Origin of the sequence: Pengzhenrongella frigida (assembly GCF_004168625.1) — a bacterium.
Taxonomy (GTDB): domain Bacteria; phylum Actinomycetota; class Actinomycetes; order Actinomycetales; family Cellulomonadaceae; genus Pengzhenrongella; species Pengzhenrongella frigida.
The window spans coordinates 106,630-123,688 of sequence record NZ_SDWW01000002.1; the positions used below are offsets into that span (position 1 = coordinate 106,630).

The 17,059-nt window shown below is 69.6% G+C and carries 17 protein-coding genes; all 17 read left to right on the forward strand.

Going from position 1 to position 17,059, the window contains the following annotated elements:
- The first annotated feature begins 37 nt into the window (after positions 1–37).
- The 17 genes from rpsD to EUA98_RS20465 all read left to right on the forward strand — a co-directional run bounded on the left by rpsD (position 38) and on the right by EUA98_RS20465 (position 17,024).
- Entirely contained in the window at positions 38–664 is a 627-nt protein-coding gene (gene rpsD / locus EUA98_RS01285; protein ID WP_130100849.1) for a 30S ribosomal protein S4, read from the forward strand.
- A gap of 136 nt (positions 665–800) precedes the next feature.
- Positions 801–1,169 (forward strand): DUF948 domain-containing protein, encoded by a 369-nt coding sequence (locus tag EUA98_RS01290; RefSeq protein ID WP_130100850.1) that lies wholly within the window; start codon positions 801–803, stop codon positions 1,167–1,169.
- Positions 1,166–1,576 carry a hypothetical protein gene (locus EUA98_RS01295; RefSeq protein WP_130100851.1) on the forward strand — a complete coding sequence of 137 codons (411 nt, stop codon included), beginning with the start codon at positions 1,166–1,168 and terminating at the stop codon, positions 1,574–1,576. The genes EUA98_RS01290 and EUA98_RS01295 overlap by 4 nt, the downstream gene beginning before the upstream one ends.
- Before the next feature lie 53 nt (positions 1,577–1,629).
- Positions 1,630–4,308: an alanine--tRNA ligase gene (gene alaS, locus EUA98_RS01300; RefSeq protein ID WP_130100852.1), complete on the forward strand. Its 2,679-nt coding sequence runs from the start codon at positions 1,630–1,632 to the stop codon at positions 4,306–4,308.
- A 49-nt stretch (positions 4,309–4,357) separates the two neighbouring features.
- Positions 4,358–4,879 (forward strand): Holliday junction resolvase RuvX, encoded by a 522-nt coding sequence (gene ruvX / locus EUA98_RS01305; RefSeq protein ID WP_130100896.1) that lies wholly within the window; start codon positions 4,358–4,360, stop codon positions 4,877–4,879.
- Positions 4,880–4,956: 77 nt separating this feature from the next.
- Positions 4,957–6,105 carry an endolytic transglycosylase MltG gene (mltG, locus tag EUA98_RS01310; protein ID WP_242511189.1) on the forward strand — a complete coding sequence of 383 codons (1,149 nt, stop codon included), beginning with the start codon at positions 4,957–4,959 and terminating at the stop codon, positions 6,103–6,105.
- Complete coding sequence (locus tag EUA98_RS01315; RefSeq protein WP_242511190.1) at positions 6,081–7,043, forward strand: shikimate dehydrogenase; 963 nt, start codon at positions 6,081–6,083, stop codon at positions 7,041–7,043. The genes mltG and EUA98_RS01315 overlap by 25 nt, the downstream gene beginning before the upstream one ends.
- Before the next feature lie 110 nt (positions 7,044–7,153).
- On the forward strand, positions 7,154–7,609 hold the full coding sequence (locus EUA98_RS01320) for a hypothetical protein (protein WP_130100854.1): 456 nt from the start codon (positions 7,154–7,156) through the stop codon (positions 7,607–7,609).
- 155 nt (positions 7,610–7,764) lie between these two features.
- A complete protein-coding gene (locus EUA98_RS01325; RefSeq protein ID WP_130100855.1) occupies positions 7,765–9,444 on the forward strand; it encodes a GspE/PulE family protein in 1,680 nt (559 codons plus the stop codon).
- A gap of 129 nt (positions 9,445–9,573) precedes the next feature.
- Positions 9,574–10,821 (forward strand): type IV pilus twitching motility protein PilT, encoded by a 1,248-nt coding sequence (locus tag EUA98_RS01330; protein WP_242511191.1) that lies wholly within the window; start codon positions 9,574–9,576, stop codon positions 10,819–10,821.
- The gene (locus EUA98_RS01335; RefSeq protein ID WP_130100856.1) at positions 10,821–12,050 is read left to right on the forward strand and encodes a type II secretion system F family protein; all 1,230 of its coding nucleotides are present in this window, start codon (positions 10,821–10,823) and stop codon (positions 12,048–12,050) included. The genes EUA98_RS01330 and EUA98_RS01335 overlap by 1 nt, the downstream gene beginning before the upstream one ends.
- A gap of 91 nt (positions 12,051–12,141) precedes the next feature.
- The gene (pilM, locus tag EUA98_RS01340) at positions 12,142–13,206 is read left to right on the forward strand and encodes a type IV pilus assembly protein PilM (RefSeq protein ID WP_130100857.1); all 1,065 of its coding nucleotides are present in this window, start codon (positions 12,142–12,144) and stop codon (positions 13,204–13,206) included.
- Positions 13,207–13,229: 23 nt separating this feature from the next.
- Positions 13,230–13,889, forward strand: a complete 660-nt coding sequence (locus EUA98_RS01345) for a fimbrial assembly protein (protein WP_130100858.1) — start codon at positions 13,230–13,232, stop codon at positions 13,887–13,889.
- Positions 13,890–13,891: 2 nt separating this feature from the next.
- The gene (locus EUA98_RS01350; protein ID WP_130100859.1) at positions 13,892–14,578 is read left to right on the forward strand and encodes a hypothetical protein; all 687 of its coding nucleotides are present in this window, start codon (positions 13,892–13,894) and stop codon (positions 14,576–14,578) included.
- Between the two features lie 88 nt (positions 14,579–14,666).
- Positions 14,667–15,860 carry a chorismate synthase gene (gene aroC, locus EUA98_RS01355; protein WP_130100860.1) on the forward strand — a complete coding sequence of 398 codons (1,194 nt, stop codon included), beginning with the start codon at positions 14,667–14,669 and terminating at the stop codon, positions 15,858–15,860.
- Between the two features lie 177 nt (positions 15,861–16,037).
- Entirely contained in the window at positions 16,038–16,481 is a 444-nt protein-coding gene (locus EUA98_RS01360; protein ID WP_130100861.1) for a type II secretion system protein, read from the forward strand.
- A 72-nt stretch (positions 16,482–16,553) separates the two neighbouring features.
- Positions 16,554–17,024 (forward strand): type II secretion system protein, encoded by a 471-nt coding sequence (locus EUA98_RS20465; protein ID WP_130100862.1) that lies wholly within the window; start codon positions 16,554–16,556, stop codon positions 17,022–17,024.
- Positions 17,025–17,059 lie beyond the last annotated feature (35 nt).

Genomic DNA, 17,059 nt, shown 5'->3' on the forward strand with positions numbered 1-17,059 from the left:
GCGGGTGTGACGTCTACAACGACAGGAAGTATCGCTAGTGAGCAGTGTGACCCGTTCGCGCCGTCAGGTGCGGCTCTCCCGTGCGCTGGGGCTTGCCCTCACGCCGAAGGCCGTCAAGCACTTCGAGAAGCGCCCCTACCCGCCCGGCGAGCACGGCCGCGCTCGTCGCCGCACCGAGTCGGACTACGCCGTCCGTCTGCGGGAGAAGCAGCGTCTGCGCGCCCAGTACGGCATCCGCGAGAAGCAGATGGCCCGTGCGTTCGAAGACGCTCGCAAGGAGAAGGGCCTGACCGGTGAGTCGCTGGTCGAGCTGCTCGAGATGCGTCTCGACGCTCTCGTGCTGCGCTCCGGCTTCGCCCGCACGATCCTCCAGGCCCGCCAGGACGTCGTGCACCGTCACATCCTCGTCGACGGCGAGATCGTGGACCGCCCGTCGTTCCGCGTGAAGCCCGGCCAGACGATCCAGGTCAAGGCGAAGAGCCAGGGCATGGTTCCGTTCCAGGTTGCCGCCGCCGGCGCGCACCGCGACGTCCTTCCGGCCGTGCCGGGGTACCTGGAGGTTCAGCTCGAGAAGCTGACCTCGGTGCTCTCGCGTCGCCCGAAGCGCGTCGAGGTCCCCGTGACCTGCGAGGTCCAGCTGGTCGTCGAGTACTACGCCCGCTGATCTACCTCCATCGCAGCGCCCCGTTCGCCGCCCTCGCGGGCAGCGAACGGGGTGTTTGCGTATCCAGGTAAGGTTTCAGACGGCTTGCTCCGGTGCTCGGGGCCGGCGGCGTTCAACGGTGGTGGAGGAGCAGAACATGTCCGTCGGAGACATCGCTGGACTGATCGCGGCGATCGCGTTCGTCCTGCTCGTGGGCGTGCTCGCGGTACCGCTCGTCAAGCTCGGCCGGGTGCTCGACGAGGCCCGGCTGTCCGTCAAGGAGCTCACCGACCACTCGGTCCCGATCCTCGACGAGACCGCCGCGACCGTCGCGTCGACCAACGTCCAGCTGACCCGGGTCGACACGATCACCACCGCCGCGGTCTCCGTGAGCGAGAACGTCTCCGCGCTGACGTCGCTGTTCGCCGCGACCGTCGGCGGCCCGATGGTCAAGGTCGCCGCGTTCTCCTACGCGGTCCGCCGCGCGTTCGGCGGCCTGAGCGGCCAGGGGAAGTCCGGCCGATGAGGCGTCTGTTCTGGATCGGCGTGGGCGCCGTGGCGACGGTGGTCGTGATCCGCAAGGTTCGCAGCCTCGTCGACGAGCACGTGCCCGCCGGGGTGACGCAGGCAGCCGGCGTCGTCGGCGGTCTGAGCGGCGCGCTGCGCTCCGCCCGCAGCGAGTTCTCCGCGGGCCTGGCCGAGCGCGAGGCCGAGCTGCGTCGCGACCTGCTCGGCGACGTCGACCTCGACGCGGCCCGCAGCCGGACCGAGTCGTGGCGAGCCGAGCGGCACGCCAAGCGCGCCACCAGCCCCGACCGCACCGCGTCGTCGTCCGAGTCGTCGGACCGGGCCGGCCGCCCGGGGCGCCACGCCGACGACTCCGAGCTGGCCCAAGACCCCAGCGACGGCGAGCTCGGCTACTCGTTCTTCTAGCCCTTTCGCACTTCGTCCGGAACACGCACGACCCGACCGACCTTGAGGTATAGATGCGCACCGCCGAGATCCGCCAGCGTTGGCTCGACTTCTTCTCGAGCCGAGGCCACGCCGTCGTGCCCTCCGCCTCGTTGATCTCCGAGGACCCGTCGCTGCTGTTCACGGTGGCCGGCATGGTGCCGTTCATCCCGTACATGGTCGGCGAGCGCACCCCGCCGTGGCAGCGCGCCACCAGCGTGCAGAAGTGCGTGCGCACCCTCGACATCGAGGAGGTCGGCAAGACCACCCGGCACGGCACGTTCTTCCAGATGAACGGCAACTTCTCCTTCGGTGACTACTTCAAGGAGGGGGCGATCCGGTTCGCGTGGGAGCTGATCACCACCCCGCAGGACCAGGGCGGCTACGGCTTCGACCCCGAGGTCATCTGGGTCACCGTCTACCAGGACGACGACGAGGCGCTGGCGCTGTGGAAGTCGATCGCCGGGCTGCCCGACGAGCGCATCCAGCGCCGCGGCAAGAAGGACAACTTCTGGCACACCGGTGCGGCCGGCCCCGCGGGCCCCTGCTCGGAGATCTACATCGACCGCGGCCCGGAGTTCGGGGCCGACGGCGGTCCGATCGTCGACGAGGAGCGGTACCTCGAGATCTGGAACCTCGTGTTCATGCAGTACGCGATCGACGACGTCCGCGGCAAGGAGGACTTCCGGATCGTCCGCGAGCTGACCCAGAAGAACATCGACACCGGCATGGGCCTCGAGCGGGTCGCGTTCCTGCTGCAGGGCGTCGACAACATGTACGAGATCGACGAGGTCTTCCCGGTCATCCTCGCCGCGCAGAAGATCTCCGGTCGCACCTACGGCGAGAACCACGACGACGACGTGCGCATGCGGGTCGTGGCCGACCACGTGCGCTCGGCGCTCATGCTCATCAGTGACGGGATCGTGCCGTCGAACGAGGGCCGCGGCTACGTGCTGCGGCGGCTGCTGCGCCGCACGGTGCGCTCCATGCGCCTGCTCGGCGTCGAGGCGCGCACCTTCCCGGAGCTGTTCCCGGTCTCGCGCGACGCGATGCAGAGCTCCTACCCGGAGGTCGGCACCGACTTCGCGCGGATCAGCAAGGTCGCGTACGCGGAGGAGGAGGCGTTCCGCCGCACCCTCGCATCGGGCACGACGATCCTCGACACGGCCGTCGCCGGGGTCAAGGCCGCGTCGCCTACCGCGCCGACCCTGTCGGGCGAGGCGGCGTTCACGCTGCACGACACCTACGGCTTCCCGATCGACCTCACCCTCGAGATGGCCGCCGAGCAGGGCGTCGCCGTCGATGAGAAGGCGTTCCGCACCCTCATGCAGGAGCAGCGCCAGCGGGCCCGCGCGGACGCGATGGCGAAGAAGACCGGGGTCGCCGGCACCGACGCGTACCGCAAGCTCCAGAGCGAGCTCGCCGCGCCGGTCGAGTTCCTCGGCTACACCCAGACCTCCGCGCAGGTGCGCGTCGAGGCCCTCCTGGTCGACGGCGTCCCGGCACTCACCGCGACCGCACCGGCCGACGTCGAGCTGGTGCTCGACCGCACGCCGTTCTACGCCGAGGCCGGTGGCCAGCTCGCCGACCAGGGCACGATCCTGCTCGACTCCGGCGCGACGATCGAGATCGCCGACGTGCAGGCGCCGATCAAGGGCATGTCCGTGCACCGCGGCCGCCTGATCGAGGGCACCGTGACGATCGGTGACAAGGGCATCGGCGAGATCGATGGTGCGCGCCGCAAGGCGATCAGCCGTGCGCACTCGGCGACCCACATGGTGCACAAGGCGCTGCGCGAGACGCTCGGCGAGACCGCGACCCAGGCCGGCTCGGAGAACGCGCCGAGCCGGATCCGGTTCGACTTCCGTCACGGCACCGGCCTGCCCGCCGGCGCGCTGATCGAGATCGAGGAGCGGGTCAACAGCCAGCTCGCCGAGGACCTCGAGGTGACCGAGGAGATCATGACGCTCGACGCCGCCCGTGCCTCGGGTGCGATGGCGCTGTTCGGGGAGAAGTACGGCGACCGCGTCCGGGTCGTCTCGATCGGCGGGGCGTGGTCGCGTGAGCTGTGCGCGGGCACCCACGTGGCGCGCTCGGGGCAGCTCGGCCTGGTGACGCTGCTCGGCGAGGGGTCGATCGGGTCGGGGGTCCGTCGGGTCGACGCGCTGGTCGGGGCCGGGGCGTACGGGTTCCAGGCGAAGGAGCACGCCCTGGTCGGCCAGCTCACCGGGCTGTTGAACGTGCGCACCGACGAGCTGCCCGATCGGGTCAGCGCCCTGGTGAACCGGCTGCGCGACGCCGAAAAGCAGCTCGCGCAGCTCGGCCAGGCCAAGCTGCTCGCCGCCGCAGGGGAGCTCGCGGCTGCCGCAGCGACGACGTCCGACGGCACCCGAGTGGTCACGTTCGACGCCGGCGAGGTCGCCTCCGCGGACGACCTGCGCGCGCTCGCGCTCGACCTGCGCAGCCGCCTGGGCGAGGAGGCGCCGGTGGTGGTCGCCGTCGGCGGTGCCAGCAAGGAGCGCCCGCTCGTGATCGTGGTGACCAACGCGCCGGCGCGGGCCGCCGGCATCCGGGCCGGGGCGCTCGTGCGCACCGCGTCGAAGGTGCTCGGCGGCGGCGGTGGCGGCAAGGACGACATGGCCCAGGGCGGCGGCACCGACGTGACGGCCCTCGGCGCGGCGCTGGCGGGGATCGCGGCCGAGGTCGGGGCCTGAGTTGGCGGACGACGCAGCCTCGCGCCCCGCAGACTTCGCACCGGTGTCGGTGTCCGCGACGACGCGGGTCGACCGCGGTGTGCGGCTCGGGGTCGACGTCGGCTCGGTCCGCGTCGGCCTCGCGACCAGCGACCCCGACGGGATGATCGCCACCCCGATCGACACCCTGCGGCGGCCGAAGTCGCTCGCGCGGATCGTGCGCGAGGTGGCCGACCGGGGCGCCGTCATCGTCTATGTCGGCCTGCCGGTGCACCTGTCCGGAGCGGAAGGTTCGGCATCTGAGGCCGCGCGGAACTACGCTGGGGCGCTGGCGTCGGCTGTGGCACCGGTCGCGGTGCGGCTCGTGGACGAGCGGATGAGTACCGTTTCGGCTCATCGGGCCCTGCACGAGTCGGGCCGAGCGGGTCGCAGTCACCGGCAGGTCGTCGATCAGGCGGCCGCCGTCGTGATCTTGCAGTCCGCGCTGGAGAAGGAACGCGTCACGGGGGCACGCGCCGGGGAACCGGTCGCGGGCGACCCTGCCGGGGCGAACGGTCATCCGTCAGGAATCGGCGAGGCAACGGAGCGGTGAGAGTGCACAGCGAGGAACCGGGCGACGAGCCGATCGGCATGCAATGGCCGGCTGTCCAGGTCGGAGGGAGGACCGCCGTGGGCGAGATCTTCGCGGCCGAGGAGTCGGCCGGGGAGTCCCACGACGCTGCCCCGGCACAGCCCTCGCGGTCGCGCCGTCGGACCGCCGGCAAGGCCGCCAAGCGTCGTCGCCGTCGCCGCAGCACCGTGCTGATCGTCATCGCGGCGCTCCTGCTCGCCGGGGGCGCGTACGTGGTGGTCGACTTCCTCGCCCCGCTGTTCTCCGGCGACTCGACCGAGGAGATCGCCGACTACCCGGGTCCCGGCCACGGCTCGGTCCAGGTCGTGGTGAACCCGGGCGACACCGGCACCGCGATCGGCGCCACGCTGGCCGAGGCGGGCGTGGTCGCGACCCAGAAGGCGTTCTCCGACGCCTACCGCGTGAACGTGGATGCGCCCTCGATCCAGCCCGGCTCCTACGACCTGCTGCTGGAGATGAGCGGAGCGGACGCCGTCGTGGCGCTGCTCGACCCCGCCCGCCGGGTCTCCTACAAGGTGACCGTGCCCGAGGGGCTCACCGCGGACCAGATCTATGAGCGGGTCTCGGCGATCACGACCATCCCGGTGGCCGATCTTGCGGCCGCGGCCGCGGATCCCGCGATCGGTCTGCCGGCCGAGGCCGGCGGCAACATCGAGGGCTGGTTGTTCCCGGCCACCTACTCGTTCGAGCCCGGCTCCACCGCGACGAGCGTGCTCACGCAGATGATCGCCCAGACGGTCGCGGTCTTCGACACGGCGGGCGTGCCCGTCGAGCAGCGCCAGGCGGTGCTCATCAAGGCCTCGCTGGTCGAACGTGAAGGTCGCTCCGCCGAGGACCGCGCCAAGATCGCGCAGGCGATCGAGAACCGGCTCGGCCGCGAGATGAAGCTCGACATCGACGCGTCCCTCGCGTACGGCCTCGGCAAGCCCGGGACCGGCCTGACGAACGCCGACAAGGAGAGCGACAGCCCGTTCAACCTGTACCGGGTCACCGGTCTGCCGCCGACCCCGATCGCCTCGCCGGGCGAGGAGTCGATCACGGCGGTGCTCAACCCGACCCCGGGGGACTGGCTGTTCTGGGTCGCGATCAACCTCGACACCGGGGAGACGCTGTTCGCGAACAACCTCGCCGACCATGACGAGAACGTGGCCAAGCTGCGCGCGTGGCAGGCCGCGAACCCCGGGTGAGCGACGCGCGGGGGGGTGGTGCCGGGCTCCGTCGCGCGGCGGTGCTCGGGCACCCGGTGGGCCATTCGCTCTCGCCGACGCTGCACCGGGCCGCCTACGCGGCATTGGGGCTGACCGACTGGCGGTACGACGCCGTCGACGTCACCTCCGACCAGCTCGCGGAGTTCGTCGCGGGCCTCGACGGCACCTGGGCGGGCCTCAGCCTGACCATGCCGCTCAAGCAGACCGTGCTGCCGCTGCTCGACCACATCGAGCCGCTCGCCGACGTGGTCGGCGCCGTGAACACGGTGCTGATCCAGGGCACGGGGGTGCGGCGCGTGCTGGTGGGCGCGAACACGGACGTGTACGGGATCGTCGCGGCGCTGCGCGAGGGGTTGGATCGGCGCGCGGGGTTGGATCGGCAGGGCGGGGTGCCCGAGGTTCGTGGGGGAGCGGGCGCCGGCTCCGCCCCGGCGGGTGCACCGGCCCGGTCCGCCGCCGTGCTCGGTGCCGGGGCGACCGCGGCGTCCACCCTGGCCGCGCTCGCCCAGCTGGGGTGCCCGACGCCGGTCGTCTACGTTCGTTCGCTCGGCCGGATCGGTTCCCTGATGCGGGCCGCGCACCGGATGGGGGTGGAGCCGCGGTACGCGCTGCTGCCCACCGCAGCCGAGGAGCTTGCGACGTTCGACCTGGTGGTGTCGACGCTCCCGGCCCACGCGGCCGACGAGGTGGCGGCGGCGCTCGGCGCGACTGCGGCGCTCGGCGGCGTGCTCCTGGACGTGGCCTACGAGCCGCGGCCGACGGCGCTGTCGCTCGCGTGGACGCGAGCCGGGGGCGTTGCAGTCGGCGGCGAGCGGATGCTCCTGCACCAGGCTGTCGAACAGGTGCGCCTGATGACCGGCCTGCCCGCCCCGGTGGACGCGATGGAGCGCGCGCTCGCTGGGGCGCTCAAGGCGTAGTTCGGTTTCCCAAGGATCTGGTGCGGATCTCGCTCGGATTCCTCTGGGAAGTTCCGATGTCTCAGGGGATATGGGTCCAGGACCGGGTGCGACCTGCCGATGGGGGACAGGTGACCACCTGGAGATTCGGTACCGCTCGTCCGTGGCTCGTGATCGCGCTGGCGGTCGCGCTGGTGGCGGCCGTCCTGGCGCTCACCGTGCCGCGGTTCATGGCGGCACGGAACGAGGCCGCCCGGACCGCGACCCGGGAGCTCGCGCAGGCGATTGTCCTGCCGCCACCGGCGACCGAGGGGTGTGAGCCCGCCACCGGCGTGCGGTGCTGGACGACGCCGGCCGAAGGTCAGGACGCGCTCGACGGCATCGCCGGGCTCCTCGGCGCGCTCGGCGTGCAGGACCTCACCGAGAGATGCGGGGAGCCGCTCCCGCAGCTGACCGTCCCGAGCTGTTCGGTCTCCGGCTGGTACCGCGGGGACGTCGTGCTGATCTCGGCGAATCCCACGTTGCTGCCGGACCCGCCGGTGCGCACCAGTGGCTCGACCCTCACTCTCCTGGCTGCCGTCGACTGAGCGTGGACCGCGGCGTCGGGTGAGCCCCAGGTGGGCATCGACGGAGTGTCCACGGACCGCTCGGCAGCCGTCCGGACCGTTCATTTCCTAACTTCGTCGGCCGATCCTGCCGATGAGACGAATGACGACCGTGTCACCGAGAGGACTGGACTTTCATGAAGCAGCTCGGCGAGATCCTCCTCGATCAGCGAGTCATCACCGAGGGCCAGCTCATGGCGGCCCTCGACGAGCAGCAGATCGGCGGGCACTCCCTCGGTCGGACGCTCGTGGAGATCGGCGTGCTGTCCGAGGGGCAGCTCGTCCGAGCACTCGCGAGCCAGGTCGGCATGGACTTCATCGACCTCGACGAGTACGCGGTGGACCGGCTCGCGGTGGCCCGGGTACCGGCGTCGCTGTGCAAGCGCCACGTGGTGCTGCCGATCGCGCTCGAGAGCGGGATCCTCGTCCTCGCGACGGCGAACCCGGGCAACGTCGTCGCCGTCGACGACGTGCGGACCATGTCCGGCATGCCGGTGCGGACGGTTGTGGCCACACACGAGAACCTCATGCGCGCCATCGACCGCTTCTGCCGGGCCGACGACGAGATGGAGGGCCTGTCCTCGGCGTTCGAGGGCGAGGCCGCCGCAGCGGCGGCCGAGGCCGACCTCTCGCAGGTCGGGAGCTTCATCGAGGACGACGCCCCGATCGTCCGGTTCGTCAACCTGCTCGTCACCCAGGCGATCACCGACCGGGCGTCGGACATCCACATCGAGCCGGCTGAGAAGGACATGCGGATCCGGTACCGGATCGACGGCGTGCTGCACGAGACCCAGCGCGCGCCCAAGCAGATCCAGGGCGGGGTCATCTCCCGAGTGAAGATCATGAGCGACATCGACATCGCCGAGCGACGCAAGCCGCAGGACGGCCGCATGTCGGTGATGCACGAGGGCCGAAAGATCGACCTGCGCGTGGCGACCCTGCCCACCGTGTGGGGCGAGAAGATCGTCATGCGAATCCTGGACAACACCACCGCCAGCCTCGACCTGCGCGACCTGTCGTTCCTGGACGAGAACTACGAGAAGTTCCGCGAGTCGTACAGCAAGCCGTACGGGATGATCCTGGTCACCGGCCCGACCGGTTCTGGCAAGTCGACCACCCTGTACGCCACGCTGAACGCGGTGTCCCGGCCCGAGGTCAACGTCATCACGGTCGAGGACCCGGTCGAGTACCGGCTGGCCGGCATCAACCAGGTCCAGGTGAACCCCAAGGCCGGGCTGACGTTCGCCGGCGCGCTGCGCTCGATCCTGCGGTCGGACCCCGACGTCGTCCTGGTCGGTGAGATCCGCGACCACGAGACCGCCCAGATCGCCATCGAGGCGGCCCTGACCGGGCACCTCGTGCTGTCGACCCTGCACACGAACGACGCCCCGAGCGCGATCACCCGGCTCATCGAGATGGGGATCGAGCCGTTCCTGGTCGGCTCGGCGCTCGACGTCGTCGTCGCCCAGCGCCTTGCCCGCAAGCTCTGCTCGAAGTGCAAGGAGCCCTACGAGCCCACGGAGGTCGAGCTGATCGCGGCACGGTTCCCGTGGTCGCCGGGGGAGGAGATCCCCAAGCTGTACCGGACGGTCGGGTGCTCGTCCTGCTCGAAGACCGGGTACCACGGGCGCCTCGCACTGCACGAGGTCATGCGGGTGACCGAAGCCATCGAACGGCACGCGGTGTCGCACTCGTCGAGCGCCGACATCACCCGCACCGCCCGCGAGGAGGGGATGGTCCCGCTGCGCGAGGACGGCTGGCGCAAGGTCCTCATGGGCCAGACGTCGATCGAGGAGATCCTGCGGGTCGTGAACTGACCGCCGTGGGCGGGTAGTCCTCAAGACCTGCACCCTGCGGGTCGATAGAGCATCAAGAACGCGCCGAGGTCGTGCGCGACCGAGGGCCGCGGGCGACCGCGGCACCGATCAACAGGTAGGAGCCGGGCCGTGAGCGTGTCGATCCCCGAGGCTGGCCATCCGAGCCAGCCGGCCACGCAGTACGCCACGCGTGCCGGTGCCCGTGCGGCCGCGCCGCGCATCGGCATGAGCAACCCGGTGGAAGACGGGGACCTCGACCTGAACGCAGCCCTGGTCGCCATGGTCCAGGCGGGCGCGTCCGACCTCCACCTGACGGTGCACTCCCCGCCGATGATCCGGATCGAAGGTTCCCTGCGCCCCCTCGAAGGGTTCGACCAGCTCAAGCCGGAGTCGCTGCAGCGGAGCCTCTACGCGGTCCTCACCCAGCGCCAGCGCGAGACGTTTGAGGCCGACCTGGAGTTCGACTTCGCGTATGCCCTGCGCGGCGTGGCGCGGTTCCGGGTGAACCTCTACCAGCAGCGCGACTCGCTCGGGGCCGCCTTCCGGGTCATCCCGTACGAGATCAAGCCGCTCGGCGAGCTGGGCATGCCGCCGGTGGTCGGGACGTTCGCCGGGCTGCCGCGTGGGCTGGTGCTCGTCACCGGACCGACCGGGTCCGGCAAGTCCACGACGCTCGCCTCGATCGTGGACCTCGCCAACCGCACCCGAACCGACCACATCATGACCGTCGAAGACCCGATCGAGTTCCTGCACCGGCACAAGAAGTCGCTGATCAACCAGCGCGAGGTCGGCACCGACACACACTCGTTCGCGGCCGCGCTCAAGCACGTGCTCCGGCAGGACCCCGACATCATCCTAGTCGGCGAGATGCGCGACCTCGAAACCATCGCGGTCGCCCTGACCGCCGCCGAGACCGGGCACCTCGTGTTCGCGACCCTGCACACGCAGGACGCCGCGCAGACGATCGACCGCATCATCGACGTCTTCCCGAGCCACCAGCAGGCGCAGGTGCGCACCCAGCTCGCCAGCGGCATCCAGGCTGTCGTGTGCCAGACGCTGTGCAAGCGCGCCGACGGCCCCGGCCGAGCCGTGGCCACCGAGGTCCTGATCGCCACGCCCGCCATCCGGAACCTCATCCGCGAGGGCAAGACCCACCAGATCTACTCGGCCATGCAGGCCGGTGCTCAGCACGGGATGCACACCATGGACCAGCACCTCGCCGAGCTCGTGAAGACCGGGAAGATCACCTACGAGGTCGGTCTGGAGAAGTGCCAGCACATCGCGGACTTCAACCAGCTGACCGGGCGCTTTTCCGGCGGATCTCAGGGTGCGGCCGGTCTCGGCGGCTCCAGTGCCTTCCCTGAGCAGGTGTACTGATGGCCGAGGGGACGAAGACCTTCGAGTACGCGGTCCGCAACCGGGCTGGCAAACTCGTCAAGGGCCGCCTTGAGGCGACCAACCAGGCCGCGGTCGCCAACCGGCTGCGCACGATGGGCCTTGCCCCGGTCTCGATCTCCGAGGTCCAGAACACGGGGATGAGCCGCGAGATCAAGATCCCGGGGTTCGGCGACAAGATCACGCTCAAGGACCTGGCGATCATGGCCCGCCAGCTGGCGACCATGATCGACTCCGGTCTCTCGTTGCTGCGGGCGCTGTCGATCCTCGCCGAGCAGACCGAGTCGAAGCCGCTGGCCAAGGTGCTCGCGCAGGTGCGCACCGATGTCGAGACCGGCACCTCGTTCTCGGCCGCGCTGGACAAGCACACTGACGTCTTCCCGCCGCTGATGATCAACATGGTCAAGGCTGGCGAGGTGGGCGGGTTCCTCGACAAGGTGCTGATCTCGATCGCTGAGAACTTCGAGAGCGAGGTCAAGCTGCGCGGGAAGATCAAGTCAGCGATGACCTACCCGGTCGTCGTCTTCGTGATCGCGATTCTCGCGACAGCAGGCATGCTGCTGTTCATCGTGCCCGTGTTCGCCGGCATGTTCTCCTCGCTCGGCGGGGAGCTCCCGATGCCGACGAAGATCCTGGTCTTCATGTCGAAGATGATGAAGATCACGATCATCCCGTTCGTCATCGCAATCGTGCTGTTCAGCGCGTGGTGGGGCAAGCACAAGAATGACCGGGCGGTCCGGGAGAAGCTCGACCCGCTTCGGCTGAAGCTGCCAGTCTTTGGCGGCCTGTCGCGCAAGTTGGCCGTGTCCCGGTTCACCCGGAACTTCGGCACGATGATCCACGCCGGGGTGCCGATCCTGCAGGCGCTCGACATCGTGGGGGAGACGAGCGGCAACCTGGTCGTCGAGCGGGCAGCAAAGGCGGTGGAGGAATCCGTGCGCCGCGGCGAATCCCTGACCGGACCACTGTCCAAGCACCCGGTGTTCCCCGCCATGGTCGTGCAGATGATGGCCGTCGGGGAAGACACCGGTGCGCTGGACACGATGCTCGAGAAGATCGCCGACTTCTACGACCAGGAGGTCGAAGCCACCACCGACGCACTGACCTCGCTGATCGAGCCGCTCATGATCGTCGTGATCGGCGCGATCATCGGCTCCATGATCGTGGCGATGTACATGCCGATCTTCGGGGTCTTCGACCTGATCAACTAGGGCTCACCGCTGCGCGACCACCGGAATCCCTCAAGTACGACAATGCGCCGTCCGATAGGGCACAAAGAAGCCAACGATAGGGGTCAGCACTGTGGCGACAACGCGAGTGGTCGGGCTCGACATCGGCACGACGAGGCTGCGCGCTGCCGAGCTCGAGTTCGGTGCTGGTGGCCCGAGCGGCAAGTCTCCCGCTCGACTCCTGCGGTTTGCCGAGGTGCCGCTGCCGCACGGCGCGGTGCGCGACGGCGAGGTCACGGAGCCGGGCGTCGTGTCGGGCATGTTGCGGCAGATGTGGCAGCAGGCGGGTTTCAGCACCAAGAAGGTGGTCATCGGGGTGGGCAACCAGCGGGTGGTCGTGCGTGAGCTCGACCTGCCCTGGATGCCGCTTGCGCAGCTCCGGGCGTCGCTGCCGTTTCAGGTCAAGGAACTGCTCCCGATGGCGACCGACGAGGCGCTCCTGGACTACTACCCCACCGGGGAGCACGAGACGGACACCGGACGCACGTTCCGCGGCATGCTCGTCGCCGCCCAACGTGACACGGTCAATGCCAACGTCCTGACCGCGGAGGGCGCAGGGCTCGAGACGGTGATGGTCGACCTCAACGGCTTCGCACTGCTCCGGTCCATGATCCGCGGCGACCTGGCGAACCAGTGCGTCGGCCTCGTCGACGTCGGTGCGAGCATCACGAACATCGTCATCGTCGACCACGGAGTTCCCCGACTCGTCCGGGTGCTTCCGGCGGGTGGCATGAATGTCACGACGGCCGTCGCGAGCGCGATGGGGATCGCCGCCGCCGAGGCCGAGACGATGAAGCGCGAGATCGGGATCGGGCACGCCGTCGGGCCGGAGCGTGCCGCTGCCGCCGAGGCGATCACCGGGGTGACCCAGACTCTGATCGAGGCCATCCGCAACACCTTCGTCTACTACCAGGGAAACAACCCGGGAGCGGGGATAGATGTGGCTTTGCTGACCGGTGGCGGGGCGCATCTGCCTGGGTTCGGGCAGTATCTGGCCAGCGCGAGCCGGCTCCCGGTGGCACTGGGTGATCCGCTCGCCGGGCTCAAGCTGGGCAAGAACCTGGACCGGGCCCGCCTGGCAGGTGCGGAGTCGCTGGTTGCCCTTTCGGTGGGTCTCGCGTTCGGGGTGGCGGCATGAGCACCGCAGTGGGCTCCCCGCGGATGGCCACCACGACCATTGGGCCTGCTCTTCCCCAGGTCAACCTGCTGCCGCCGGAGGTACGCGCCGCGCGTGGCCTCCGGCGGATCAAAGGGTGGCTGGGCCTCGGTCTACTGGTCACCGTGCTGCTGTGCGGGGGGGCCTATGCCTTCGCGCTATTCTCCGCCGGCCAGGCAGCCGACGAGCTCGTCCTCGCCCAGGCCGAGACCACCCGGCTCCAGGCGGAGCAAGCCAAGTACGCCGAGGTGCCTCAGGTTCTCGGCGCGCTCGCCAGCAGCAAGGCCGTTCGGCTTGAGGGGATGTCGACAGAGGTCGACTGGAAGGCTCACCTCGACGCGATCACAGCCGTGCTTCCTGCCGACGTGGGCATCGAGACCTTCGCGATGAGTGGTGCCACGCCGACGACGGCCGCGTCAATGCCCTCCAACCCGCTGCAGGTTCCAAACGTGGGACTGATCTCCTTCACGGGATCGTCTGGCACCTTGCCCGACACCGCCGCGTGGGTGGACGCCCTCAACTCCATCCCCGGGTTCGCCGATGCATGGGTCTCGAGCGCCATGATCGGTGAGCTCGACGGGAGGACGGTCTACACCACCTCGTCCACCGTGCAGTTCACCGTGGCCGCCTACACCAACCGGTTCGCCGTCGAAGGGAGCGAGTGACCATGCGGTATGCAAAGAAGAGCACATGGATCGGCGGGACCGTGTTTCTCGCGCTCGTGATCGCCGTCGCAGCCTGGTTCCTGGCGATCTCGCCCACGTTCACGACCGCCGCGGACTCCCGCGCGACAACTGTGTCGACGGAGCAGCAAAACTCCCTGCTCGTGCAGCAGCTCACCGGACTCAAGGCGGACTTCGAGAAGCTGCCCGAGTACAAGGCGGAGCTCGCGACGCTGCGCACCCAGATTCCGGTGGATGCCGGGCTCGCGGTCTACCTGCGCGAGCTCAACGCGATCGCCGAGACGCACTCGGTCACGATCACCGCCCTCACGCCGTCGCCGCCGCTCGCCTTCACCCCGGTCGCACCACTCGCCGCTGTGGTGGCCGGACCGACCGACGGCACGGAGACCGACCCGGCTGTCGACGCCGTCGTGGCTGCGCCGACCGCCTCGAGCGGCCTGGTCCAGAGTCCGTATGCCATGACCGTCGTCGGCTCTCGTGCGAACGCGCTCGCATTCCTCGCCGACCTGCAGAAGGGAACCCCTCGCCTGTTCCTCGTGACGGCGCTGACCGGGACCGGACAGAAGGTCGGCGCAGCCAGCGGTGGACGTCCCGCGACGGTCGACGGTGACGTGGAGCTCGTCATCACCGGAACGGCGTACGTGTTGCCGGACCTGTTGGCGGTCAAGTAGGCGACCAAGCACCCACGCCAAGCGACGGCGCGGCGCCCGGTCCCCGGACCCGGCGCCGCGCCGTCGCTGGTCATGGAAGGATCGACCCATGTTGCGTTGGTTGACTTCAGGTGAGTCGCACGGTCAGGCCCTGGTTGGGATCCTCGAGGGGCTGCCGGCGGGAGTCGAGATCACGACCCGGGACGTCCAGGACGCGCTCGCGCGCCGTCGCCTCGGCTACGGCCGGGGGGCGCGGATGGCCTTCGAGCAGGATCTGGTGCGGATCCTGGGCGGGGTGCGCCTGGGGCTGACCCAGGGCGGCCCCATCGCGATCGAGATCGCCAACACCGAGTGGCCGAAGTGGGTCGACGTGATGTCGTCGGACCCCGTGGACGACCCCGCCCTGCTCAACCGTGCGCGCAACGCGCCGTTGACCCGACCGCGTCCCGGACACGCGGACCTCGTCGGTATGCGCAAGTACGCCTTCGACGATGCCCGGCCGGTGCTTGAGCGTGCCTCGGCGCGGGAGACCGCCACTCGGGTCGCCCTGGGCACGGTCGCCGCCCGCTTCCTCGAGCAGGCCGCTGGCATCCGCCTGGTCTCGCACGTCGTGGCGATCGGGCCGGTCGCGGTGCCCGACGGCACGGCGCTGCCTCTGCCCGACGACGGCGTCTTCCTCGACGCCGACCCGGTGCGGTGCGCCGACCCGGCGACGTCGGCCGCGATGGTCGCCGAGATCGACGACTGCCACGCCGCGGGGGACACCCTCGGTGGTGTGGTCGAGGTTCTGGCCTACGGCCTGCCGTCCGGCCTGGGCAGCTACGTGCACGCCGACCGGCGGCTGGACGCTCAGCTCGCTGGCGCACTGATGGGGATCCAGGCCATCAAGGGGGTCGAGGTCGGCGACGGCTTCCGCACAGCGACCCGACGCGGGTCCGCGGCGCACGACGAGATGGAGCGTGACGCCGACTCCGGGGTCATCCGGCGCCGGTCGAACCGCGCGGGGGGGATCGAGGGGGGGATGTCCAACGGTGAGACCCTTCGTGTCCGCGCCGCGATGAAGCCGATCTCGACCGTGCCGCATGCGCTAGCGACGATCGACACCGCCAGCGGCGAGCCGGCCAAGGCCCAGCACCAGCGCTCCGACGTGTGCGCCGTCCCGCCGGCCGCTGTGGTCGCCGAGGCGATGGTCGCGCTTGTGCTCGCGCAGGCGCTCGTGGAGAAATTCGGTGGTGACTCGGTCGGGGAGGTCGCGCGGAACGTGCGGGCATATCTTGCGGCGGTGCCCGAGCTGCAGCGGTAGGCGTCTTGGGGGTACGTGGGATTTGGCGACTACGCCGGATGGGTGGCGGTGGCCAGCACTTTCTCGCGGTCCTCAAGTGTGGGGGAACAGCGCCGATGTACAGGTTGACCGGTTCCGACTGGTCGCTCACATCGAAAATCACCTCTTCCTCCGCTCGACCCCTGACGGGAGCATCACATGATCGCTCGCATTCGTAAGTCCCTCGATGAGAAGGAAAAGGGCTTCACCCTCATCGAGCTCCTCGTTGTCATGATCATCATCGGCATCCTTGCCGCCATCGCTATCCCGGTGTTCCTCAACCAGCGGGCCAAGGCGCGGGACACTGCGACGAAGGCTGACATCTCGACGATCGGCAAGGAACTCGCCACCTACTGGGTCGATGGCGTCGGCGCGCCCACGGTTACTCAGGGCGCCATTGGCTCCGACGTCACCGCCGCAGGCGCGACGATTCGAGTGAGCTCCGGAACTGATGTCACGGACTCGGCCATCACGTCTGTGACAGCGGCTTCGAATGCCTGGTGCGTTCAGGCGACCAACGCCGAAGGTAGCGCCACGAACACCTGGAGCTACTCCGCCGCCAAGGGGCTCCTTGCCGGTCCGTGCGTCGGCAGCTCCAACTGACCTGAGTTCGTTGTCTGCCGTTGGCAACTGCGAACGGTGTCGATCTTCGCCTGACCAGAACGGGAGTTCTCCATGATTGATCGCATTCGCAAGTCCCTCGATGAGAAGGAAAAGGGCTTCACCCTCATCGAGCTCCTCGTTGTCATGATCATCATCGGCATCCTCGCCGCTATTGCCATCCCGGTGTTCCTCAACCAGCGGGCCAAGGCCCGCGACACCTCGACCAAGGCCGACCTTTCGACTATCGGCAAGGAGATCGCCACCTACTGGGTCGACGGCACAGTCGTCCCGACCGTCGTGCAGGCCGGTGGTGCAGCCGGTGCGGACGTCACAGCTGCAGGCGCCACGATCCGCGTGAGCACTGGCACCAAGGTCACGACCCCTGGTGCCACCGGCATCCTCACCTCCAGCTCGTGGTGCGTTGAGGCGACCAACGCCGACGGCAGCGCGACCAAGCTGTGGAGCTACTCGGCCGACAAGGGCCTGCGCCCCGGCGGTTGCTCGGCGACGGGCGTGGCAGGTACCGGCCCGACGAACATGTGACCTCATTGAAGTGCAGCTCGGTGGCACGGCGTCGA

Excerpts from the sequence above, each read along its gene's own strand:
- EUA98_RS01290 (WP_130100850.1), top strand. The coding sequence starts at position 801 with ATGTCCGTCGGAGACATCGCTGGACTGATCGCGGCGATCGCGTTCGTC.
- EUA98_RS01295 (WP_130100851.1), top strand. The coding sequence starts at position 1,166 with ATGAGGCGTCTGTTCTGGATCGGCGTGGGCGCCGTGGCGACGGTGGTC.
- alaS (WP_130100852.1), top strand. The coding sequence starts at position 1,630 with ATGCGCACCGCCGAGATCCGCCAGCGTTGGCTCGACTTCTTCTCGAGC.
- EUA98_RS01325 (WP_130100855.1), top strand. The coding sequence starts at position 7,765 with ATGAAGCAGCTCGGCGAGATCCTCCTCGATCAGCGAGTCATCACCGAG.
- EUA98_RS01335 (WP_130100856.1), top strand. The coding sequence starts at position 10,821 with ATGGCCGAGGGGACGAAGACCTTCGAGTACGCGGTCCGCAACCGGGCT.
- EUA98_RS01345 (WP_130100858.1), top strand. The coding sequence starts at position 13,230 with ATGGCCACCACGACCATTGGGCCTGCTCTTCCCCAGGTCAACCTGCTG.
- EUA98_RS01350 (WP_130100859.1), top strand. The coding sequence starts at position 13,892 with ATGCGGTATGCAAAGAAGAGCACATGGATCGGCGGGACCGTGTTTCTC.
- aroC (WP_130100860.1), top strand. The coding sequence starts at position 14,667 with ATGTTGCGTTGGTTGACTTCAGGTGAGTCGCACGGTCAGGCCCTGGTT.
- EUA98_RS01360 (WP_130100861.1), top strand. The coding sequence starts at position 16,038 with ATGATCGCTCGCATTCGTAAGTCCCTCGATGAGAAGGAAAAGGGCTTC.
- EUA98_RS20465 (WP_130100862.1), top strand. The coding sequence starts at position 16,554 with ATGATTGATCGCATTCGCAAGTCCCTCGATGAGAAGGAAAAGGGCTTC.